This is a genomic window from Micromonospora desertarenae (assembly GCF_056150265.1).
This window is the reverse complement of record NZ_JAXCFQ010000001.1, coordinates 189,813-211,365: the sequence shown is the minus strand read 5'-3', so window position 1 is coordinate 211,365 and position 21,553 is coordinate 189,813. Positions and strand designations below refer to the sequence as shown.

General features: G+C 75.5%; 20 protein-coding genes. 15 read left to right on the top strand and 5 right to left on the bottom strand.

All coding sequences use genetic code 11. The features are described 5' to 3' along the window. The first annotated feature begins 33 nt into the window (after positions 1–33). The 11 genes from SM577_RS00945 to hisF all read left to right on the top strand — a co-directional run bounded on the left by SM577_RS00945 (position 34) and on the right by hisF (position 9,665). Complete coding sequence (locus SM577_RS00945; RefSeq protein ID WP_474581269.1) at positions 34–357, top strand: hypothetical protein; 324 nt, start codon at positions 34–36, stop codon at positions 355–357. A gap of 16 nt (positions 358–373) precedes the next feature. Next, complete coding sequence (gene priA / locus SM577_RS00940) at positions 374–1,099, top strand: bifunctional 1-(5-phosphoribosyl)-5-((5-phosphoribosylamino)methylideneamino)imidazole-4-carboxamide isomerase/phosphoribosylanthranilate isomerase PriA (RefSeq protein ID WP_302921621.1); 726 nt, start codon at positions 374–376, stop codon at positions 1,097–1,099. Further along, positions 1,096–1,539: a RidA family protein gene (locus tag SM577_RS00935; RefSeq protein ID WP_474586073.1), complete on the top strand. Its 444-nt coding sequence runs from the start codon at positions 1,096–1,098 to the stop codon at positions 1,537–1,539. The genes priA and SM577_RS00935 overlap by 4 nt, the downstream gene beginning before the upstream one ends. Positions 1,540–1,605: 66 nt before the next feature. Beyond that, a complete protein-coding gene (locus tag SM577_RS00930; protein ID WP_474586072.1) occupies positions 1,606–4,356 on the top strand; it encodes a helix-turn-helix transcriptional regulator in 2,751 nt (916 codons plus the stop codon). Positions 4,357–4,402: 46 nt separating this feature from the next. Then, a complete protein-coding gene (locus SM577_RS00925) occupies positions 4,403–4,681 on the top strand; it encodes a hypothetical protein (protein ID WP_302921624.1) in 279 nt (92 codons plus the stop codon). 58 nt (positions 4,682–4,739) lie between these two features. Continuing rightward, complete coding sequence (locus SM577_RS00920; RefSeq protein WP_474586071.1) at positions 4,740–5,285, top strand: DUF3558 family protein; 546 nt, start codon at positions 4,740–4,742, stop codon at positions 5,283–5,285. A 16-nt stretch (positions 5,286–5,301) separates the two neighbouring features. Next, on the top strand, positions 5,302–6,873 hold the full coding sequence (locus SM577_RS00915) for a hypothetical protein (RefSeq protein WP_474586070.1): 1,572 nt from the start codon (positions 5,302–5,304) through the stop codon (positions 6,871–6,873). Between the two features lie 47 nt (positions 6,874–6,920). Beyond that, entirely contained in the window at positions 6,921–7,394 is a 474-nt protein-coding gene (locus tag SM577_RS00910) for a MarR family winged helix-turn-helix transcriptional regulator (protein WP_474586069.1), read from the top strand. Between the two features lie 6 nt (positions 7,395–7,400). Further along, positions 7,401–7,826 carry an organic hydroperoxide resistance protein gene (locus SM577_RS00905; protein WP_302921628.1) on the top strand — a complete coding sequence of 142 codons (426 nt, stop codon included), beginning with the start codon at positions 7,401–7,403 and terminating at the stop codon, positions 7,824–7,826. Then, entirely contained in the window at positions 7,823–8,824 is a 1,002-nt protein-coding gene (locus SM577_RS00900) for an NADP-dependent oxidoreductase (protein ID WP_302921629.1), read from the top strand. Before SM577_RS00905 ends, SM577_RS00900 begins: the two co-directional genes overlap by 4 nt. A 73-nt stretch (positions 8,825–8,897) precedes the next feature. Next, positions 8,898–9,665 (top strand): imidazole glycerol phosphate synthase subunit HisF, encoded by a 768-nt coding sequence (gene hisF, locus SM577_RS00895; RefSeq protein ID WP_302921630.1) that lies wholly within the window; start codon positions 8,898–8,900, stop codon positions 9,663–9,665. Between the two features lie 31 nt (positions 9,666–9,696). Here the strand turns inward: hisF and SM577_RS00890 are convergent, their stop codons facing one another. Both SM577_RS00890 and yczE read right to left on the bottom strand, forming a co-directional pair. Next, on the bottom strand, positions 9,697–10,158 hold the full coding sequence (locus SM577_RS00890) for a hypothetical protein (protein WP_302921631.1): 462 nt from the start codon (positions 10,156–10,158) through the stop codon (positions 9,697–9,699). Positions 10,159–10,241: 83 nt separating this feature from the next. Continuing rightward, positions 10,242–10,895, bottom strand: coding sequence for a membrane protein YczE (gene yczE / locus SM577_RS00885; protein WP_474580429.1), 654 nt, complete (start codon positions 10,893–10,895; stop codon positions 10,242–10,244). Between the two features lie 59 nt (positions 10,896–10,954). Here yczE and yczR point away from each other — a divergent pair, with 59 nt between their 5' ends. Together yczR and SM577_RS00875 are read left to right on the top strand one after the other, a co-directional pair. After that, positions 10,955–12,409 (top strand): MocR-like transcription factor YczR, encoded by a 1,455-nt coding sequence (yczR, locus tag SM577_RS00880; protein ID WP_474586068.1) that lies wholly within the window; start codon positions 10,955–10,957, stop codon positions 12,407–12,409. 121 nt (positions 12,410–12,530) lie between these two features. Continuing rightward, a complete protein-coding gene (locus SM577_RS00875; protein ID WP_302921634.1) occupies positions 12,531–13,844 on the top strand; it encodes a low temperature requirement protein A in 1,314 nt (437 codons plus the stop codon). 52 nt (positions 13,845–13,896) lie between these two features. Here the strand turns inward: SM577_RS00875 and SM577_RS00870 are convergent, their stop codons facing one another. From SM577_RS00870 to SM577_RS00860, 3 genes are all read right to left on the bottom strand, one after another. Continuing rightward, complete coding sequence (locus SM577_RS00870) at positions 13,897–15,723, bottom strand: AMP-dependent synthetase/ligase (protein WP_302921635.1); 1,827 nt, start codon at positions 15,721–15,723, stop codon at positions 13,897–13,899. A gap of 137 nt (positions 15,724–15,860) precedes the next feature. Continuing rightward, a complete protein-coding gene (locus tag SM577_RS00865) occupies positions 15,861–16,802 on the bottom strand; it encodes a terpene synthase family protein (protein ID WP_474580431.1) in 942 nt (313 codons plus the stop codon). 125 nt (positions 16,803–16,927) lie between these two features. Beyond that, on the bottom strand, positions 16,928–17,557 hold the full coding sequence (locus tag SM577_RS00860; protein ID WP_302921637.1) for a TIGR03085 family metal-binding protein: 630 nt from the start codon (positions 17,555–17,557) through the stop codon (positions 16,928–16,930). A 201-nt stretch (positions 17,558–17,758) separates the two neighbouring features. Here SM577_RS00860 and SM577_RS00855 point away from each other — a divergent pair, with 201 nt between their 5' ends. Then, positions 17,759–19,645 (top strand): ABC transporter ATP-binding protein, encoded by a 1,887-nt coding sequence (locus SM577_RS00855; RefSeq protein ID WP_302921638.1) that lies wholly within the window; start codon positions 17,759–17,761, stop codon positions 19,643–19,645. A 55-nt stretch (positions 19,646–19,700) separates the two neighbouring features. Beyond that, a complete protein-coding gene (locus SM577_RS00850; RefSeq protein ID WP_474586215.1) occupies positions 19,701–21,497 on the top strand; it encodes an ABC transporter ATP-binding protein in 1,797 nt (598 codons plus the stop codon). The last annotated feature ends 56 nt before the right edge of the window (positions 21,498–21,553 follow it).

The following is a 21,553-nucleotide window of genomic DNA, read 5'->3' as shown; positions in this document are numbered from 1 at the left end:
CCGGCCCGCCGGGGCGCGCCGGCGGGGTGCCCGGTGAGCAAGGAGCGGGCCCGGCGGCGGGCCGAGCGGGAGGCGACCCTGGCCCGCGAGCGGGCCGTCCGGCAGCGGCGGTCGGCCCGGCGGGCCCGGCGGCGGGCGCTGCTGCGCCGGGTCACCCCCACCGTGCGGCGCGGGCGCACCGGCCGGCTGCCCCGGCACAGCCGGGGCGAACGTGCGGCGATCGTGCTGCTCACCCTGGCGGCGATCATCCTGATCTGGTCGCTCGTGGACGACCTGGCGCTGCGCCTCGCGCTGGTCGTGCTCTTGCTGCTCGTACTGCCGGCGATCGTGGTGATCGCCCTGGACCGTCGTACCTGAACCGAGGAGAAGCACCGTGAGCCTGACCCTGTTACCGGCCGTGGACGTCGCCGACGGCCAGGCCGTCCGGCTGGTGCAGGGCGCCGCCGGCAGCGAGACCAGCTACGGCGATCCGGTGGAGGCCGCGCTGGCCTGGCAGCGCGACGGCGCCGAGTGGATCCATCTGGTCGACCTGGACGCCGCGTTCGGCCGGGGCTCCAACGCCCACCTGTTGGCCGAGGTGGTCCGGCAACTGGACGTGAAGGTGGAGCTCTCCGGCGGCATCCGGGACGACGAGTCGCTGGCCGCCGCGCTCGGCACCGGCGCCGCCCGGGTGAACATCGGCACCGCGGCGCTGGAGGACCCGGTCTGGTGCGACCGGGTGGTCGGCGAGTACGGCGACCGGGTGGCGATCGGGTTGGACGTGCGCGGCCGTACCCTCTCCGCCCGGGGCTGGACCCGCGACGGCGGTGACCTGTACGAGGTGCTGGAGCGGCTGGACAAGGCCGGCGCGGCGCGGTACGTGGTCACCGACATCACCAAGGACGGCACCATGCGCGGGCCGAACCTGGAGCTGCTGCGCGAGGTCTGCGCCCGCACCGACGCCCCGGTGATCGCCTCCGGCGGCGTCTCCACCCTGGACGACCTGCGGGCGCTGGCCACCCTGGAGCCGCTCGGCGTGGAGGGCGTCATCGCCGGCAAGGCGCTCTACGCGGGGGCCTTCACGGTCGCCGAGGCCCTGCGCACCCTGGCGGCGGCGTGAGCGAGCGCGGCGAGCGGACCATCGTGAGCCCGCGCGGCGTCGAGGAGAGCCGCACCGTCACCCGGCTCGGCTCCGGCGGGCCGTGGGAGGCCGCCTACGGCTACTCCCGGGTGGTCCGCGCCGGCGACCTGGCCTGGACGGCCGGCTGCACGTCCACGGTGGACGGGGTGGTGACCCACGTCGGGGACGCCGCCGCGCAGACCGCGCAGGCCCTGCGGATCGGGTTGGCCGCGCTGGCCGAGGTCGGCGCCCAACCCGGCGACGTGGTGCGGACCCGGATGTACGTCACCGACCGGGCGCACGCCGACGAGGTCGGCCGCGCGCACAACACGGTCTTCGGCGCGGTCCGCCCGGCCGCCACGATGGTGGTGGTGGCCGGCCTGATCGACCCGGACCACCTGGTCGAGGTGGAGCTGGAGGCCTACCTCGGCGACCGCTGAGCGGGGTGCGGCGCGTCCGCCGTCCGGTCCTCGACCGGGGTGGCCGGTGGGTGCCAGACTGACCCGGTGAGCGGGGCGGCCGTCGGTCGGGACGTGCTGGTCGACCGTGCCCGGCGGTCGCTGGACGAGGGCCGGCCGGTGCTGGTGGAGGGCCCGGCCGGGATCGGCAAGACGGTCGTGCACCGGGAGTTGCTGGCCGCGGCCCGCGGGGCCGGCTGGCTGGTGCTCGGCTGCGCGCCGACCGAGGCGGAGTCGGCGCTGCCGTTCGCGGCGCTGGCCGACCTGCTCGCCCCGCTGGCCGACCGGGTGCCCGAGCTGCCGGCGCCGCAGCGCGCGGCGCTGGCCGGGGTGCTGCTCACCGGCGACGAGCCGGGGCAGCCGATCGACGACCGGACGGTGGGCGCGGCCACCCGGTCCCTGCTGGAGGTCGCCGCCGACGGCCCGGCGCCCCGGCTGCTGGTGGCCGTCGACGACGCCCCGTGGCTCGATCCGCCGAGCGAGCGGGCGCTCCGGTTCGCGGTGCGCCGGCTGGTGCCGCGGATCGCCGTGCTGGTCACCGCCCGGGCCGACCGCGCCGGCGGTGACCCGGCCCCGCTCGGGCTCGACCACGGCGCCGGCGGCACCCGGCTGGACCGGATCGGGCTCGGGCCGCTCGGCGTGGGGGCGCTGCACCACGTGCTGCGCACCGAGACCGGGACGGCGCTACCCCGGCCGCTGCTGGTGCGGATCGCCGCGGAGGCCGGTGGCAACCCGCTGCTCGCCATCGAGCTGGCCCGGGCGGTGCTCCGGCTGCCGCAGCTGCCGGCCCCGGGCGCCGACCTGCCGGCCGCGCCGTCGCTGCGGCAACTGGTCGCCGGCCGGGTGGCCGCGCTGCCCCCGGACACCCGGCACGCGGTGCGCCTCGCCGCCCTCTCCGGCGTACCCACGCTGGCCGGGCTGGCCCGCGCCGGGGTGCCGCCGGCCGCCTTCGACGCGGCCGAGGAGGCCGGCCTGGTCGCCGTACGCGGGGACGCGGTCGGCTTCGCCCACCCGGTGTACGCGGCGGCGGTCCGCGCCGACGTGCCGCCCGGGGTCCGCGGCCGGCTGCACCGGCTGCTCGCCGACACCACGCTCGATCCGGACGAGCGGGCCCGGCAGCTGGCCGGCTGCGTCACCGGGCCGGACGGGTCGGCGGCGGCGGAGGTCGCGGCGGCCGCCGCCCGGCAACGCGCCCGGGGCGCGCCGGAGACCGCCGCCGGCCTGTACGACGGCGCGGTCCGGCTGACCCCGCCCGGCACCGCCGAGCAGGCCCGGTGGCGGCTGGCCGCGGCCGAGTGCCGGTTCGACAGCGGCGACTACCCCGCGGCACGGGTGGCCGCGGAACGCGCGGCCGAGGAGCTGACCGGCCCGGACCGCGCGGAGGCGCTGCTGCTGCGGGCGATCATCGCGTGGAGTTCCGACGAGCCGGTGGAGACGGCCTGGGCGGCCGGCGAGCGGGCGCTGGCGTCGGCCCCGGCCGGTTCTCCGCTGGCCGGCCGGATCCACGCCCACCTGAGCCTGTTCCGGGACGCCCCGGACCCGGCCCGCCGGCACGCGGAGGCGGCGATCGCCCTGCTGGCCGACCGCCCGGACGACCGGCCGGTGTACGCCGCGGCGCTGGCGCTGCTCTTCTTCAACGAGGTCCGCGCGGGGCTGCCGGCCCGGACCGGGCTGCTGGAGCGGGCCCTGGAGCTGGAGGGGGAGGAGCCGTCCTGGCTGGCCGGCACGGTGCCGGCGATCTGGTGGCGGTCGGTGGACGAGCACGGTCGGGCCCGCGACCGGCTGCACGACATGCTGGCCCGGGCGGTCGCCCGCGGCGACGAGCCGTCCCAGCACGAGCTGCTGACCCAGTTGGGCGACACCGAGCTGCTCGCCGGCCGGTGGACCGACGCCGCGGCGCACATCGCCGCCGCCCGGGAGCTGGGCGAGCAGTACGGCACCGACTCGGCCGCCGAGCACTGGCTGGACGGGATGCTGCTGGCGTACCGGGGGCGGCTGGCCGAGGCCGACCGGATCGCCGCGGACGGGCTGCGCCGGGCCGCCGAGCTGGACGACCGCTGGCGGCGGCGGCTCTACGCCCAGCTGGCCGGATTCGTGGCGCTGAGCGCGGGGCGGATGCCCGAGGCCGCCCGGCACTACGGCGAGCTGGCGGTGACCGTCGACGAGCTGGGCCTGGTGGAGCCGATCGCCCAGCGCTTCGAACCGGACTGGCTGGAGGCCTGTGTGGGGGCCGGCGAGCTGGCCACCGCCGAGGCGGCGCTGGACCGGCTGGCGATCCGGCACCGGCGGCTGCCGCGCCCGTGGACCACGCTGGGGCTGGCCCGCTGCCGGGTGCTGCTGGCCGGCGCGCTCGGCCGGGATCCGTCGGACGCGCTGGCCGAGCTGGCCGCCGCCCGGGCCGCGGTGCCGGCGGACGTGCTTCCCCTGGACCGGGCCCGCTGCCTGCTGGTGGCCGGGGTGGCGTACCGGCGGCTGCGGCGCCGCCGCGACGCCCGGGAGGCGTTGACCGCCGCCGCCGCCGAGTTCGACGCGCTGGGCGCGGCGGCCCTGGCGGCCCGGGCCCGGGCCGAGGCGGACCGCACCGGTGGCCGCCCGCTGGCGCCCCGCCAGTTGACCGGCACCGAGCTGGAGGTGGCCCGGCTCGCCGCCGCCGGGCGGACCAACCGGGTCATCGCCGACACCCTGTTCATCAGCCCGAAGACGGTCGAGGCGAACCTCGCCCGGGTCTACCGCAAGCTGGGCGTCGCCAGCCGGGCCGAGCTGGGCGCGGTGATGGCGCGCGCCGACGTCGAAGGATAGGGAAACACCCGATTACCCGGGCGACGCGCCGCCCTAGCGTCGACGCATGGCCGCTCGACTGTTCGTCCTCGAACGCTACGACCGGGGTCCGGGGGAGTGCGCCGACGAGCCCGTCGGCGGGTTGACCACCGGCACCACCCGGTTGCGGGGCGCGCTGCGGATCCCCGCCGACGACGTGGTGCTGGCGCTGGTCGAGGGCCCCGACGCGGACACGGTGGCGGCGGTGGCGGCCGCCGCCGGCTGGCGGGTGGACCGGCTCGGGCCGGCCGAGTGGATCGTCGCGCCGGAGTGCCCGGCGCCAGCCGCCGGGGCGGACCCGTCGTGACGGGCCGCCGGCCCCGGTGCGGGCGTCCGCCGTTCGTCCATGGAGGAGGGATGTCGAGGTGAAGCAGATTCGTCGTGCCCGGCGGTCCGGGCTGCTGCTGGCCGGGCTGCTCGGCCTGGCCGGGACGGTCGCCGGCTGCGGCGGCACGGAGGAGCCCCCGCCGGCGGCCGGCGATCCGGCGCCGCCGGAGGTGGTGGCCACCGGGAGCGCGGCCGCCGAGCCGTCCCCGACACCGGCGGCGGCGGTGGACCCGTGCGCGCTGGTGTCCCAGCAGGAGGCGGAACAGCTCGCCGGCACCAGGCTGGAGGATCCCCAGCCGGTGCGCGAGACCTGCACCTACGTCGGGCCGGTCGGCGGGCCGACCGCCCAGGTCGAGGTCTTCGTCGGCGACGGGGCCAAGAAGTTCCTGGACATCGAGCGGGATCTCGGCCACGAGCTGCGCCCGCTGGCCGGGGTCGGCGACGAGGCGTACGCGAGCCACGAGGCGGTCTTCGTGAACCGCTCGGGAGTCTGGGTGTCGGTGCGCCTGGTCCGGCTCAACGACCCGGCGGAGAACCGCGCGCCGCTGGAGAGGGTGGCGCGTACCGTGGCCGGCCGGCTCTGAGCGGGGTGCGGCGGCGATGAGAACGAACCGCTGCGCCGGTGGCCGCTGGCTGGCCGTGGTGACGGCGCTGGCCGTACTGGCCTCGACCGGGGCCTGCTCGGGCGACCGGCCGGCGGGCGGCGGGCCGACCGACCCGTACCACGCCGACGCGGTCCGGTACGGGCTCGCGCCGCGGCCGCACCCCGAGGTGACGTACCAGCCGGACGTGGTCCTGGTCGGCGGCGGTGGCGCCGCCGTGCGGTCGGTGACCGACGACGGGCTGACCTGGCGGATCGACCCGGACGCCGAGCGAGCCGACGACCTCGCCCCCGGCAAGGTCATGTTCCTCACCTCCCGGGCCGTCGGCCGGGTGGTGGACGTCCGCCGCGACGGTGGCGACCTGGCGGTGACCATCGGCCCGGTGGAGCTGACCGAGGTGATCCGGGACGGCACCTTCCGCACCGCCGAGCCGGTGCCGCTGGACCGCCCGATCGTCTACTCCGCGGGCACGCCGCCCTGGGTGGCCGCCGACCTGCCACCCGAGCCCGGTGGCGGCACGGGCGGGGGAGCGTCCGGTGCGGACACCGGCGCCCCGCCGGGCGGCCCGGGCGCGGCGACCGGTGGCGGCCCGCCGGGGGAGGCCGCCGGCGGCACCGGCGGCGGGGCGCCGATCGGCCGGACCCGGCTCGTCCCGGTCCGGGCGCCGGCGCCCGCGCCCCGCCCGCCGGCGCCGCCCGCGAAGGTCGGCGGCCAGCAGGCGGCGCGGGCCGGCGCCCTCCAGGTGAGCACCGAGTGCTGCTCCGACGGGGTCACCGCGCGGTTCGAGCACGACGACGGCGAGATCCGGATGACCGGCGCGGTCACCCTGCTGCTGGACAAGCCGAAGGCCACCTTCGACCTCGCCATCTCCGGCGGCACGGTGACCCGGGCGGAGTTCAGCGTCACCGGCGGCGCCGGCCTCCGGGTGGCGGTCAAGGCGGCGACCAGCGTCGGCAACACCCGCAACCTGGCCCGGTCGGTGGTGGTGCCGACGCAGTTCAGCATCCCGATCGGGAGCATCCTCGGGGTGCCCTTCTCGGCCACCGTGGACCAGTTGCTGGAGATCAAGACGGCGTTCAGCGCCAAGGACGGCCGGCTCGACGCCGCCGGCGAGTACGCGCTGAGCGGCGCGATCGGCTACGGCTACCACCGCCCGTACTGGGGACCGATCGAGCCGAGCGGCTTCCGGGTCCGCAACAGCCTGACCAACTCGATCACCGGCATCTCCATCGGGGCGAGCGGGCTGCTCGTCACGTACGACGTGAAGTTCAGCGTCGGGATCGGCGCGCTCGGGTTCACCGCCGGGCTGTACGTCGCCCTGCGCGCCTCGGTGGGGGCGAGCCTCGGCTCGGGGGCCGGCCTGATCGTCTGCCGGGGCGCGGGACTCGGGGTGACCATGCGCTACGGGCTCGGCTACTCGATCCCCAAGGTGGTGGCCGACGTGGTCAATTTCTTCCTCAAGGTGTTCAAGACCAAGCCGATCAGACAGAAGGGCGAACTCGGCGACGAGGTCGTGGTGCTGAAGCGGGCCGAGACCGTGCCGCCGAACGTGCCGCTCTGCGTGGTCTGAACCACGTATAAATTGCGCACAACCTAATTGGGCGCTACGGTTTTCCGGTGACCGACGATCTGGTGCTGGGCCGGCAGGTGTGCTTCGCGCTCTACGCGGCGTCGCGCGCGCTGACCGACGTCTACCGCCCGATCCTCGACCGGTTCGGGCTCACCTACCCGCAGTACCTGGTGCTGCTGGTGCTCTGGGAGCACGACGACGAGCCGCCCAGCGGCGCACCGGACGGCCGCGCGCCCAGCGTCTCCGAGCTGGGCGCGCGCCTGCGACTGGATTCCGGCACCCTCTCCCCGCTGCTCAAGCGGCTGGAGGGGGCGGGCCTGGTGGTCCGGCGCCGGTCGGCGCGCGACGAGCGGCGGGTCGAGGTGGGCCTGACCGCCGAGGGCCGGGCGTTGCGGGAACGGATGGCGGACGTGCCGCTGCGGGTGGCCCGGGCCACCGGGCTGACCGCGGCGGAGCTGGTCGCCATCCGGGACACCCTCACCCGGGTCACCGAGACCATCCACCGACAGAAGGAGCAGTGACCCCTCATGCAGGTCCTCTACACCGCGTCCGCCCGGGCCACCGGTGACGGCCGGGACGGCCACGTCCAGACCTCCGACGGCACGCTCGACCTCGACCTGGCGGTGCCGAAGGAGATGGGCGGGGCCGGCGGCGCCGCCAATCCCGAGCAGCTCTTCGCCGCCGGCTACGCGGCCTGCTTCCACTCCGCGCTGCGCGTGGTCGCCCGCCGGGCCAAGGCGGACGTGACCGGCTCGGTGGTCGAGGCCGAGGTGGGCATCGGGCCCAACGGCGCGGGCGGCTTCGGGCTGACCGTGACGCTGGTCGTCGACCTGCCGACGGTGGACCGGGCCACGGCCGAGCAGCTGGTCGCCCAGGCGCACCAGGTCTGCCCCTACTCCAACGCCACCCGGGGCAACATCGAGGTCGCGCTCACCGTGCGGGAGGCCGCGTGACAACGGCCAACCGGGAGATCCACCTGGCGTCCCGGCCCCAGGGCTGGCCGACGGCGGAGAACTTCCGGCTGGTCGAGACCGAGGTGCCGAAGCCGGGGCCCGGTCAGCTGCTGGTCCGCAACCGGTACATGTCGGTCGACCCCTACATGCGCGGGCGGATGGACGACGTGAAGTCGTACGTGCCGCCCTTCCGGCTCGACGCGCCGCTGGACGGCGGCGCGGTCGGCGAGGTGGTGGCCGGCGAGGTCGACGGCTTCGCCCCCGGCGACTGGGTGCTGCACGGGCTCGGCTGGCGGGAGTACGCGCTGGTCGACGCCGCCTCCGCGCGGGCCGTCGACCCCGACCTGGCGCCGGTGACCAGCTACCTGCACGTGCTCGGGATGACCGGGCTGACCGCGTACGCCGGGCTGCTCGAGGTGGCCGGGATGAAGCCGGGGGAGACGGTCTTCGTCTCCGCCGCGGCCGGCGCGGTGGGCAGCCTGGTCGGGCAGATCGCCAAGCTCAAGGGCGCCGCCCGGGTGATCGGCAGCGCCGGCTCGGCGGCCAAGGTGGAGCGGCTGCGGGCGCTCGGTTTCGACGCCGCGTTCGACTACCACGACGGTCCGGTGCGCCGGTCCCTGAAGGCGGCCGCGCCCGAGGGCATCGACGTCTACTTCGACAACGTCGGCGGCGACCACCTGGAGGCCGCCATCTCCGCCATGCGGCCGCACGGCCGGGCCGCGATCTGCGGCATGATCGCCCAGTACAACGACACCGAGCCGCCGGCCGCGCCGCGCAACCTGGCGCTGGTCATCGGCAAGCGGCTGACCCTGCGCGGCTTCCTGGTCGGCGACCACGGCGCGCTGCGCGGGCAGTTCGTCCGGGAGATGTCCGGCTGGCTGCGCGACGGCAGCATCGGCTACGACGAGACGGTGGTCGACGGGATCGAGCAGGCCCCGGAGGCGTTCCTCGGCCTGCTGCGCGGCGAGAACCTCGGCAAGATGCTCGTCCGGCTGTGACCCGGGCCTCCCCGGCGGTGGCCGGCCCGTCCGGGTCGGCCACCGCCGCGGCGGCACCGGATAGGCTCGCGGCATGACGGTGGCGGTACGGGTGATCCCGTGTCTGGACGTGGACGCCGGGCGGGTGGTCAAGGGGGTCAACTTCCTCGACCTGCGCGACGCCGGCGACCCGGTCGAGCTGGCGGCGGCGTACGACCGGGCCGGCGCGGACGAGCTGACCTTCCTCGACGTCACCGCCTCCGCCAGCGACCGCGGCACCATGCTCGACGTGGTCCGGCGCACCGCCGAGTCGGTGTTCATCCCGCTGACCGTCGGCGGCGGGATCCGCCAGGTCGCCGACGTCGACACCCTGCTACGCGCCGGCGCCGACAAGGTCGGGGTGAACACCGCCGCGATCGCCCGCCCGGAGCTGATCGCCGAGATCGCCGACCGGTTCGGCCGGCAGGTGCTGGTGCTCTCGCTGGACGTGCGGCGGGCGCCGGCCGGCACCACGCCCAGCGGCTTCGAGGTCACCACCCACGGGGGCCGGCGGGGCACCGGGCTGGACGCGGTCGAGTGGGCCCGCCGCGGCGCCGAGCTGGGCGCCGGCGAGATCCTGCTCAACTCGATGGACGCCGACGGCACCAAGGCCGGGTTCGACCTGGAACTGATCGGGCGGGTACGCCGGGTGGTCGACGTGCCGGTGGTGGCCAGCGGTGGCGCCGGCGCGGTGGCGCACTTCCCGCCGGCGGTCGACGCCGGCGCTGACGCGGTGCTCGCCGCGAGCGTCTTCCACTTCGGCGAGCTGACCGTGGCGCAGGTCAAGGACGCGCTGCGCGGCGCGGGGCACGCCGTCCGCTGAACCGCCCCCCTCACCCGCCGCCGGCCGGGGGTCAGTCCCGGTGGGCGCGGTTCTCGGGGGAGCGGCGCGGCGCCGGGATCGAGCGGACCAGGTACTCCTGCACCGCGGCGGCGTGGTCGGCCTCGTCGAGGTGCCACTCCGCGCGGACCGGCGGCTGCCGGCGGCTGAGCACCCCCTGCACGGTGTCCACCGTGGTGGCCAGCCCGGCGCTCGGCCGGGTGCGCCACAGCCGCTCACCGTCGGGGGTGATCCGGAACCAGCCGTCCGCGACGTCGACCAGGCCGGCGCCGACCAGCCGGCGGACCGCCTCCTCGACCTCGTGCCGCTCGGGAATCGCCTGGTTGAGGTGGTCGGCGGTGGAGAGCACGTCGGCCAGCCGGACCCCTTCGGGCCGGCGGCTGGACGGCGACCGGCGGTGCCGGCCGGCGCCGCTCGCGATCACCAACGAGACGAAGATCCAGGCGTCGCTCCAGCGCCATCCGCTCTCCCCCATGCGCAGATTCTGCCGGGCACCACTGCCAAAAGGGAACACCCGGACCGCCGCCCGCACCCTGCGCGACGACCCGGGTACGCGGGTCAGCCGGCGGCCGGCACCGGGGCGGTCCGGCCGGGAACCGGCACCGGTTCGGCAACGGTGAACCGCGCCAGGAACAGCTGGGTCAGCGGCCCGATGGCGAGCGCGTACGCCACCGTGCCGACGCCCACGGTGCCGCCGAGCAGCCAGCCGACCGCCAGCACGGTCACCTCGATGCCGGTGCGGACCACCCGGATCGACCAGCCGGGCCGGCGGGCGACCAGGCCGGTCATCAGCCCGTCACGGGGGCCGGGGCCGAGCCGGGCGCCGATGTAGAGACCGGTGGCCGCGCCGTTGCCCACGATGCCGGCGACCAGCAGGCCGATCCGGACGGCGAGCGGCCCGCCGGCCGGCAGCAGCGCCAGCGTGGCGTCCACCACCAGCCCGATGACCACCACGTTGCTCACCGTGCCGATGCCGGGGCGCTGCCGCAGCGGGATCCAGAGCAGCAGGACCAGCGCGCCGACCGCGATGGTCACGGCGCCGAAGGACAATCCGGTGCGGCGGGCGAGCCCCTGGTGGAAGACGTCCCAGGGGTCCAGGCCCAGCCCCGAACGGATCATGAGGGCCATGCTGACCCCGTACAGGACCAGGCCCGCGTAGAGCTGGGTCAGCCGCCGGACGGGGCGGTACCGGAGATTGCCAATCGCTGCCATGCATGCCACCCTAGGGGCCAATCGGGCGCACGGAAGAGAGCCAATATCGGAGGAGTGGCATGACGAGCCAGGTGCGGGGGGTCCAATTGGCCCGGCTGCTCGGCCAGTGGCACGCTCTCCCGGGTCGCCGCCGCAGCCCCGACTACGCCGCCCTGGCCGGCGCGGTACGCGGCCTGCTGGCCGACGGCCGGCTCCCGCTGGGCGTCCGCCTGCCCGCCGAACGGGAACTGGCCCAGGCGCTGCGGATCAGCCGCACCACGGTCAGCGCCGCCTACCGGGAACTGCGCGAGAGCGGCCACCTGGCCAGCCGCCGGGGCGCCGGCAGCTGGACCATGCTGCCCGGCACCCACCGGGTGGCCAGCACCGGGCTGTGGACCCCGCAGGACGACCACGACATGATCGACCTCGGGGTGGCCGCGCTGGCCGCCCCGCCCGAGCTGGTGCCGGCCGCCCGGGCCGCCGCCGAGGACCTGCCCCGCTACCTGGGCGGCGCCGGCTACCACCCGACCGGCATCGTCGAGCTGCGCGAGGCGGTGGCGCAGGCGTACACCGAGCGCGGGCTGCCCACCTCGGCCGACCAGATCATGGTCACCAACGGCACCCAGCACGCCCTGGACCTGGTGCTCCGCCTGGCGCTCGCGCCGGGCGCCGGGGTGCTGGTGGAGTCGCCGAGCTACCCCAACGCGCTGGCCGCGCTGGCCGCCCGGCGGGCCCGGATCACCACCCACGGGCTGGCCGCCGACACCGGCTGGGACGCCGACCTGCTGCTCGGCAGCCTGCGCCAGGTCCGCCCGAAGCTGGCCTACCTGATCCCGGACTTCCAGAACCCCACCGGCCACCTGATGCCGGCCGACCTGCGCGAGCGGCTGGTCGCCACCGCGCACGCGGTCGGCACCGACCTGGTCGTCGACGAGTCGTTCGTGGACCTGCCGCTGGACGGCACGGTCGTGCCGCCCCCGGCCGCCGTCTTCGACCGGCACTCCCGGGTGGTCACCATCGGCGGGCTGAGCAAGCCGTTCTGGGGCGGGCTGCGGATCGGCTGGGTGCGCGCGTCCGCGCCGCAGGTGCAGCGGCTGGCCGCCACCCGGGTCGGGGTGGACATGGCCAGCCCGGTGCTGGACCAACTGGTCGCGGTGCACCTGCTCACCGACGCGCCGGGCATCGTGGCGGCCCGCCGGGCCCAGCTCGCCACCCAGCGGGACGCGCTGCTCGGCGCGCTGGCGCAGCGGCTGCCGGACTGGCGGGTCACCGTGCCGCGCGGCGGCGTGACCCTCTGGGCCGAGCTGGACGGGCCGATCTCCAGCGCCCTCGCCCGGGCCGCCGAGGAGGTCGGCGTACGGCTGGCCCCGGGGCCCCGGTTCGGGCTGGACGGCACGCTGGAGCGGTTCCTGCGACTGCCGTTCACGCTGCCCGCCGCCGACCTGGTCGAGGCGGTCGGCCGGATCGCCGCGGTGCGGTACGACCTGGACCGCGGCGGCCGGCCCCGGTGGCGGGAGCCCGCCGTCATCGCCTGAGCCGGCCCGACAAGGCCACGGACGCCGGCCGCCCACCGCCGGCGCTACCCGGAAGGCGGAGGTTGGCCGGTCATCGCCCGGAACATCCCTTCGGTCCGGTACCGGCTGCCAGACTGCCCTGGTGGGACGCGCGGACGGGGGCCGGCGGGCGAGCGGGGTCCAGCGGAGCGCGCCGGGCTCCCGTGCCACCCGGCTGGAACTCTTCTACGACCTGGTCTTCGTCTTCGCCTTCCTGAACGTCACCACCGCCGCGGCCGGCAACCCCACCGTCCGCGGGGTGATCCAGGCGCTGGTGGTGCTGGCCCTGCTCTGGTGGTGCTGGACGGGCTTCGCGGCGCTCGGCAACGTGGTCCGCACCGACCAGGGGGTGGTGCCGCTGGTCGGCTTCGTCACCATGGCCGCCGCCTTCGTGCTGGCGCTCACCCTGCCGAAGGCGTTCGTCGACCGGCCGGGCGGCCTGTCCGGGCCGCTGGTCTTCGCCACCTGCTACTTCCTGGTCCGGGCCAGCCAGGTGTCGATCTTCCTGTGGGTCGGCCGCGGCAACCGCGACCTGCGCCAGCGGTGGCTGCTGATGGCGCTGCCGGTGCTGCTGGCCACGTCGCTCGTCGTCACCGCCGCGCTGCTGCCGCAACGGCTCTTCGACGGCACTGTCGAGTCGCTGGTCCGGCTGGGGTGCTGGATCGCCGCCATCATGGTGGAGTACGGCGCGGGGCTGGCGCTGCGCAGCACCGGGTGGACGGTGCTCTCCGCCGGGCACTGGGCGGAACGGCACGCCCAGATCATCCTGGTGGCCCTGGGCGAGACCATCATCGCGCTCGGGCTCGGTCCCAGCGGCACCGTCAACCTGCCGCTGACCTGGCCGGTGCTCATCGGTGCGGTGCTCGGCATCGCGGTGGTCGCGGCGATGTGGTGGGCGTACTTCGACACCCTGGCGCTCGCCATGGAGCAGGCGTTGCACCGCACCCGGGACCGGACCGCCCGCGCGGTGCTGGCCCGGGACGCCTACACCTACCTGCACCTGCCCGTCGTCGCGGGGGTCATCCTCTTCGCGCTCGGGCTCAAGGGACTGATCTACGAGGGGGCCGACCCGGCGACCCCGACCTGGGGGGTCACGCTCCCCGGCCTCGACCTGCTGGCGCTCTACGGCGGGGTCGCGCTCTACCTGCTCGCCCTGATCGTGCTCGGCGGCCGGATGCTCGGCGCGGCGCGCTGGCCGACGGTCGGCGGAGTGCTGCTGCTGCTCCTGCTGGTGCCGGTGGCGGGGCAACTGCCCGAACTGGTGGCACTGGCCCTGCTGGCCGTCGCCACGGTGGCGGTGGTGGGGGCGCAGACGGTGGTCGACGCGCCGCGCCGGCGGCAGGTCCGCCAGGTGGCGCTGGAGGAGCAGCTCGCCGCCGAGGCGGAGCAGACCAGGTGGCGGGGGCACCACCTGTGAGCCGGCGGTCCCGCGCCCGGTCGGGGGAGCCGGGCGCGGGACCGCCGGTCGCTCAGATCTCGGCGAGGGTGCCGGCGTACATCTTCTCGATCTCGGTCGCGAAGTTGGTCTCCACGCCCCGGCGCTTGATCTTCAGCGACGGGGTGATCTCGCCGTCCTCGATGGTCAGGTCGCGCGGCAGGATGGTGACCTTCTTGATCGTCTCCCAGCGGTTGAGCTTGCTGTTGAGCTGGGCGACGTACTCCTCGACCATGGCCTGCGCCTCGGGCGAGGCGACGATCTCGGCGTAGCTGCGGCCCTCCAGCGGAGTGCCGGCCGCCCAGCCCTTGATCGCGTCCGGGTCGAGGGTGACCAGCATGGTGCAGTAGTTGCGCGCCTGGCCGATCACCACCGCCTGCGAGGTGTACGGGCAGGTGGCCTTGAACATCCCCTCGATGTGCGAGGGCGCGATGTACTTGCCGCCGGAGGTCTTGACCAGGTCCTTCTTCCGGTCGGTGATCTTCAGATAGCCGTCGGCGTCCAGCGTGCCGATGTCACCGGTGCGGAAGAAGCCGTCCTCGGTGAACGCCGCGGCGGTCTCCTCGGGGAGGTTGTGGTAGCCGCGCATCACCGGCCGGCCGCGCACCAGGATCTCGCCGTCGGTGTCGATCTTGCACTCCAGGTCGCCCATCGCCTTGCCGACGGTGCCGATGCGCAACCCCTCCGGCGGGTTGACGAAGTTGCCGGCGCTGGTCTCGGTGAGGCCGTAGCCCTCCGAGATCGGCAGGTTCGCCGCGGCGAAGAAGGTGGCGATGTCCGGGCTGAGCGGGGCGGCGCCGGAGACGAGCACCCGGATCCGCCCGCCGAGGCGGGCCTGGAGCTTGCTGAACACCAGCTTCTCGGCGACCGCGTAGCGCAGCTTCAGCCCGGCCGGGACCGGCTTGCCGGCCTGCTCGAGGGCGACCTTCTCCTTGCCCACCCGGACGCCCCAGGCGAAGATCTTCGCCTTCGCGCCGCCGGCGTCCTGCGCCGTGGTGACGGCCTTGTTGTAGACCTTCTCGAAGACCCGCGGCGCGCCGCACATCAGCGTCGGCTTGACCACCGCCAGCAGGTCGACCAGCTTGTCCACCCGGCCGTCGACGTACGTCGGCAGGCCCACGTGGATCGCGCCGCAGAGCAGGGTCTTGCCGAACGAGTGGGACAGCGGCAGCCAGAGGTACTGCAGGTCGTCGTCGCGGAGCAGCCCGAGCTCGGCCTGCGCGACGCCCTCCCAGCACCACCCGCCGTGCAGCAGCTCCACACCCTTGGGCCGGCCGGTGGTGCCCGAGGTGTAGATGAGCGTGGCCAGGTGGTCGGGGCCGAGCCCGGCGACGATGTTCTCGATCAGCTCCGGCTCGGCGGCGAGCCGGGCCGCGCCCCGCTCCTCCAGCTGGGTCAGGGTGAGCTGGGGTACGGCGGCGGCCGGGTCCGGCTCGCCGTCGAAGAGCACCACGTGGGTCAGCGCCGGCAGCTGCGCTCCGGCGATCTTCGCGGCCTGGGCCGGGTTCTCGGCGAACAGCACCCGGGAGCCGGAGTCGGCGATGATGTACGTCGCGTCGTCGGGTTCGGTGGTCGGGTAGACGGTGGTGGTGGCGCCACCGGCGCACATGATGCCCAGGTCGGCGAGCACCCAGTCGAGCCGGGTGTTGGCCAGGATCGCCACCGGGTCCTCCTGGCCGACGCCGAGGTCGTGCAGGCCGGCCGCGATGGCCTTGGCGCGGGTCGCCACCTGCGCCCAGCTCAGCCAGACCGGGCCGGAGTCGTCCGGGGACGGATGGGCGAAGGCGTCACGGTCGGGGGTGGCCGCGACGCGCTTGAGGAACATTTCCGGGATGGAGCGGTACGGTACATCGAGAGCCATCGCTGTAGCCGCCTTCGGGGGTGGAGGCGTGACGGTCGTCACGTCGGTGTTCGTTACCGAAGAGTATTGCCTGCCTCGTGGCGTCGGCTAGCCCCCCGACCGTCGGTCGGCTCCATCCCGGCTGGTGGGACGCGGATTCAGGCGTACCGGGCGGCCACCAGTGACCAGTCGTAGGTGGCCCGGATCCAGTTACGCCGTGCGACCAGCGCCGGGTGCAGTTCGGGGTCGCCCTGGCAGCGCAGCGTCGCCTCCGCGGCCAGGTAGGCGGCGAGCGCGTCGTTGAACCGGTCGGCCGCGGCCCGCAGCGCCGCCTCCTCGTCGCCGCCGGTCTCCCGGGCGATCACGGTGACCAGGTTGTGCCCGTCCGGCGCGGACCGCCGCTCCTTGCCGTACGAGAAGACGTCGTTGCACCAGCAGACCAGGTCCATCGCGAGCAGGTCCAGCGCGACCAGCGCCGGCTCGGTCCGCCGGTCCGCCGCCGGGTGCCCGCCGAGGGCCAGTTCGGTGAGGGTGAGGCTGGGGCCGACCGCGCCGGTGTGCCGGCGCATCTGCACGTACTCCGCCAATCCCGGCACCCGCTCCCGCTCCCGGTTCGCCGCCTCCCAGAGCAGCGCCAGCAGGTAGTCGCGCACCTGGGCGGCGAAGCGCAGCAGCATCGCCGGCGCCCCGGCCGCCCGGACCCGCCGGCACAGGTCGTCCAGCGCGTCGCCGAGCGGGCCGGCGGCGGTCGGCAGCGGCGCCGCCGGGTCGCCGTGCCGGTCCAGCACGTCGAGCAGCGCGGCCACCGTCGGCGCGAGCCGGGTCGGCGCCTCGCCCAGGCCGTCCTCGTCGCAGGCGTCGTCCACCACGAACAACCAGGCGACCAGGTCGGAGAGCAGGCGCAGTCGCTCGACCGGGCCGTCCGGGCAGGCCCGGCCGGCCAGCCCGGCGACGTCGGCGCGGCGCAGCCGCTGCCCGCTATCGATCAGCCCGAAGTCGCGCGCCCACTCGATGCTCTGTCGGGCCACCAGGTCCGTGCTGTCATGACGCCCGGCGGGAAAGGGGGGTTCCCGCAGCGCCGAGACCGCGAAGGTCCGCATGCCGCCCCCAGTCGCGCCGTCCCCCCACGGGACGACGCGGCAAAGCCTACGGGAGCAGGGATCGGCACCCATCGTTCGGGTGGTCGGACTTTCATGTCTCTGCGTGACCGATTGTGCACACTGGGTCACAAGCCCAGGTGGGCCGCGCGAAGCCGCTCGGCCGACTCCGGCGTGCCGTCGATCTGCACCCGGGCGACCCGCTGCCGGCCGGTGAGGAAGAGCGCCAGCTCGCCCGGGGCGCCCACCATCCGCACCGGCTCGCCGCCGCGCCCCACGCTGAGTTCGCCGTGCCCGGGCGCCTGGACGAACAGGTCGGCCGGGAACCGGCGCAGCGCCAGCCGGGCCAGCGGCGCGCAGCGCCGCCACAGCGCCGCGGAGAGGCCGGCCGGCAGGTCGCGCGGCTGCCACCGCTCCCCGGCCCGCCGGACGTCCTCGTGGTGGATGAAGAACTCCAGGGTGTTGGCCAGCTCGTCGGTCACCGGGTTGCTCACCGGGCTCCACACCGGCGGGCGGCGCAGCTGGCCGACCAGCTGCGGCCAGGGGCGGGCGGCGATCCGCCGGCGGACCCGTTCGGCGTACCCGCGCAGCGGCGCGAGCACGATGCCCCCGGCGGCGTCCGGCCGGCGCTCCCGGACCACCAGGTGCGCGGCCAGGTCGCGGGTGGTCCACCCGGTGTTGACCGTCGGTGCGTCCGGTCCCAGCGTCAACATCAGGTCGGCGAGCGCCTCGCGCTCCGATCGGGCGTACCGCGACATGGATCGATCCTAGGCCGAACCCGCCCGGGCCGTGCCCGGCCGGCGGCGGGTTGTCGGAGGGCCGGTGCAGGGTTGGCGGCGGGTTGGCGGCGGCCGGGCGGCGCGGCGGGCGTGACGCCGGCCATACCGGTCCGGGTCGGCGGAGCTCGCCCCGAACGGTAAGGATGAGGGGGATAATTGCGGCTTACGGCGGGGGAGAGCGTGGCGAGCAGGACGAGTCGGGACGTGCTCGGTCGGGGGCTGGCGGTCCTCGGTCGGGCGATCCGGGAGCAGCCGCGCATCTTCGCGGTCGCGGTCGCGGGCAGCGTGCTGTTCGGCAGCATGGTGATCGCCAGCGCGTACGTCGTCGGCACGGTGGTCGGCGACGTGGTGGTGCCCGCGATCGCCCGCGGCTCGGTGGGGGTCGGCACGCTCGCGCTCGCCGCCACCGCGCTGTTCGGGATCAGCGTGCTGCGGGTGGCCGGCATCGTCGGCCGCCGCCTCGGCGCCGGCTACATGCAGTACCGCCTCCAGGCCGCGTACCGCCGCCGGGTCACCCGGCGCTACCTGGAGCTGCCGCTGTCCTGGCACCACCGCAACGCCACCGGCACCCTGCTGTCCAACGCGAACTCCGACGTGGAGGCCGCCTGGTACCCGATCGCGCCGCTGCCGTTCGCGGTCGGCACGCTGGTGATGCTGGTCGGCGCGGTGGCCTCGCTCTTCGTCACCGACTGGGCGCTGGCCCTGGTCGGGCTGGCCGTCTTCCCGGCGCTGTTCGCGCTCAACGTGGTCTACTCCCGCCGGATGGCGCCGCGGCAGGCGCGGGCGCAGCGGCTGCGCGCCGAGGTGAGCGGCATCGCGCACGAGAGCTTCGACGGCGCCCTGGTGGTCAAGACGATGGGCCGGGAGGCGCAGGAGACCCGCCGGTTCGCCGAGCGGGCCGGCGAGCTGCGCGACGCGCTGGTCTCGGTGGGCCGGCTGCGCGGCGTCTTCGACCCGATGCTGGAGACGCTGCCCAGCCTCGGCACGCTCGCCGTGCTGGTGGTCGGCACGTTCCGGCTGCGCCAGGGCGCGATCAGCGTCGCCGAGCTGGTCAGCGTGGCCTTCCTGTTCACCGTGCTGGCGTTCCCGGTGCGGGCCATCGGCTGGGTGCTGGCCGAGCTGCCGCGCAGCGTCGCCGGCTGGGACCGGGTGCGCCGGGTGCTCGACGCCACCGGCGAGATGCCGTACGGGGACACCGTGCTCGACCCGGCCGACCCCCGGCCGGCGACGCTCACCTTCACCGACGTCTGCTTCGGCTACGAGCCGGCCGAGGCGCACCTGCCCGGCACCGAGGTGCTCGGCGAGGTCTCCTTCACCGTGCCCGCCGGGAAGACCGTCGCCCTGGTCGGGCCGACCGGCGCGGGCAAGTCGACGATCGCGTCGCTGGCCGTCCGGCTGGTCGACCCACGGTCCGGCACTGTCGCCCTGGACGGGGTGGACGTACGCCGGCTGACCGCCGCCTCGCTGGCCGGTACCGCCGCGCTGGTGGCCCAGGTGCCGTTCGTCTTCGACGACACCGTCCGGGCCAACATCACCCTGGACCGGCCGGGCATCGGCGACGACGACGTCTGGGCGGCGCTGCGGCTGGCCGAGGCGGACGGGTTCGTCGCGGCGCTGCCCGACGGGCTGGACACCCGGGTCGGCGAGCGCGGCACGTCGCTCTCCGGTGGCCAGCGGCAGCGGCTCACCCTGGCCCGTGCGCTGGCCGGCCGGCCCCGCCTGCTGGTGCTCGACGACGCGACCAGCGCGGTCGACCCGCGGGTGGAGGCGGCCATCCTGGCCGGGCTGCGCTCCTCGGCGGCCGACTCCGCCACGCCGGCCGCGTCGATCCTGGTGGTCGCCTACCGCCGGGCCACCATCGCGCTGGCCGACGAGGTGATCTACCTGGAGCAGGGGCGGGTGGTGGCCCGGGGCACCCACGCCGACCTGCTCGCCACCGTGCCCGGCTACGCCGACCTGGTCACCGCCTACGAGCAGGCCGAGGTCGACCGCGCGCAGGAACGGCCGTACGACGACGAGGCCACGCCGCCGCTGGCCTCGGGCCTGGAGATCGAGGTGGACCGGTGAGCAGTGCAGCGGAGCGGAGCCCCGCAGTCGCGAACGAAAGGCAGGCCCGGTGAGTGTGACGGCGTCCGAGCAGCGGGCCGAGGCGGCCGCGCAGGCCGAGCCGGTCGAGACGACGTGGCGGACGTTGCGGCGCGGGCTGGCGCTCTCGCCGGAGCTGCGGGTCGGCCTGGCCGGCACGCTGGCCCTGGCGCTGGTCTACATGGTGGGGCGGGCGGCCGTGCCGGTGGCCGTGCAGCAGGGCATCGACCGGGGCATCGTCGGCGGGCTCGACCTCGACGTGGTCTGGACGGTGGTCGGCATCACCGCCGCGGTGCTGGTGGTGACCACGCTCTGCGGCTACCTGATGATGCGCCGGCTGTTCACGGTCAGCGAGACGGCGCTGGCCAACGTGCGGATCCGGGCGTTCCGGCACGTGCACGACCTGTCGATGCTGCACCAGCAGGCCGAGCGGCGCGGCTCGCTGGTCTCCCGGGTGACCAGCGACGTCGACCAGATCACCCAGTTCCTCCAGTGGGGCGGCGTGATCCTGGTGATCAACCTGGGTCAGCTGGCGGTCACCACGGTGGTGATGCTGGCGTACTCCTGGCAGCTGACCCTGGTGGTCTTCGCCGCCTTCCTGCCGGCGGTGTTCGTGATCCGGGTGCTCCAGCGCCGCCTCGGCGCGGCGTACGGGGTGGTCCGGCAGCGCACCGGCGCGCTGCTCGGCGCGATCGGGGAGAGCGTGGTCGGGGCGCCGGTGATCCGGGCGTACGGGATCTCCGGGCGGACCGCGCGGCGGCTGGACGAGGCGATCGACGGCCAGCGGCGGGCGCAGCAGCGAGCGATCCGGATCAGCATCATGGGCAGCTCGGTCGGCGAGCTGGCCGCCGGGTTGGCACTGGCCGGCGTGGTGGTGCTCGGGGTGAGCCTGGGCGCCGACCGCACGCTGAGCATCGGCGAGGTGACCGCGTTTCTGTTCCTGGTGACGCTCTTCATCCAGCCGGTGCAGATCGCCACCGAGGTGCTCAACGAGGCGCAGAACGCGATCGCCGGCTGGCGGCGGGTGCTGGACGTGCTCGACGTGGCGCCGGACGTGGCCGACCCGGGGGAGCAGGGCCGGGAGCTGCCGCCGGGCCCGCTGGATATCCGCTTCTCCGGCGTGCGCTTCGCCTACCCGGGCGGCCCGCCGGTGCTGCACGACATCGACCTGGAGATCCCGGCGAAGAGCCGGGTGGCGGTGGTCGGCGAGACCGGCAGCGGCAAGACCACCTTCGCCAAGCTGCTCACCCGGCTGATGGATCCGACCGCCGGGACGGTGCTGCTCTCCGGCGTGCCGCTGGACCAGGTCCGGTTCGACTCGCTGCGGTCCCGGGTGGTGATGGTCCCGCAGGACGGGTTCCTGTTCGACGCCACGGTGGCGGACAATGTCCGGTTCGCCCGACCGGAGCTGACCGACGAGCAGCTCGCCGCGGCCTTCACCGAACTGGGCCTGGCCGACTGGATGGACGGGCTGCCGTCCGGGCTGCGGACCCCGGTCGGCGAGCGCGGCGAGGCGCTGAGCGTGGGGGAGCGGCAGCTGGTCGCGCTGGCCCGGGCGTACGTGGCGGACCCGGACCTGCTGGTGCTGGACGAGGCGACCAGCGCGGTCGACCCGGCCACCGAGGTACGGCTGCAACGCACCCTGGACGCGGTGACCCGGGGCCGGACCACCCTCGCCATCGCGCACCGGCTCTCCACCGCGCAGTCCGCCGACGAGGTGATCGTGGTGGACCGGGGGCGGATCGTGCAGCGCGGCCCGCACGAGGAGCTGCTCCGCGACCCCGACTCGGTCTACGCCCTGCTCTACGCCTCCTGGCTGGAGCAGACCCGCTGACTCCGCCCCGCGATCGCGTAGTTTCCGCCCCGGCGACAGCGGCGAATGCCGCGGAT

Excerpts from the sequence above, each read along its gene's own strand:
- SM577_RS00925 (WP_302921624.1), top strand. The coding sequence starts at position 4,403 with ATGGCCGCTCGACTGTTCGTCCTCGAACGCTACGACCGGGGTCCGGGG.
- SM577_RS00915 (WP_474586070.1), top strand. The coding sequence starts at position 5,302 with ATGAGAACGAACCGCTGCGCCGGTGGCCGCTGGCTGGCCGTGGTGACG.
- SM577_RS00905 (WP_302921628.1), top strand. The coding sequence starts at position 7,401 with ATGCAGGTCCTCTACACCGCGTCCGCCCGGGCCACCGGTGACGGCCGG.
- hisF (WP_302921630.1), top strand. The coding sequence starts at position 8,898 with ATGACGGTGGCGGTACGGGTGATCCCGTGTCTGGACGTGGACGCCGGG.
- SM577_RS00890 (WP_302921631.1), bottom strand. The coding sequence starts at position 10,158 with ATGGGGGAGAGCGGATGGCGCTGGAGCGACGCCTGGATCTTCGTCTCG.
- yczE (WP_474580429.1), bottom strand. The coding sequence starts at position 10,895 with ATGGCAGCGATTGGCAATCTCCGGTACCGCCCCGTCCGGCGGCTGACC.
- yczR (WP_474586068.1), top strand. The coding sequence starts at position 10,955 with ATGACGAGCCAGGTGCGGGGGGTCCAATTGGCCCGGCTGCTCGGCCAG.
- SM577_RS00870 (WP_302921635.1), bottom strand. The coding sequence starts at position 15,723 with ATGGCTCTCGATGTACCGTACCGCTCCATCCCGGAAATGTTCCTCAAG.
- SM577_RS00865 (WP_474580431.1), bottom strand. The coding sequence starts at position 16,802 with ATGCGGACCTTCGCGGTCTCGGCGCTGCGGGAACCCCCCTTTCCCGCC.
- SM577_RS00860 (WP_302921637.1), bottom strand. The coding sequence starts at position 17,557 with ATGTCGCGGTACGCCCGATCGGAGCGCGAGGCGCTCGCCGACCTGATG.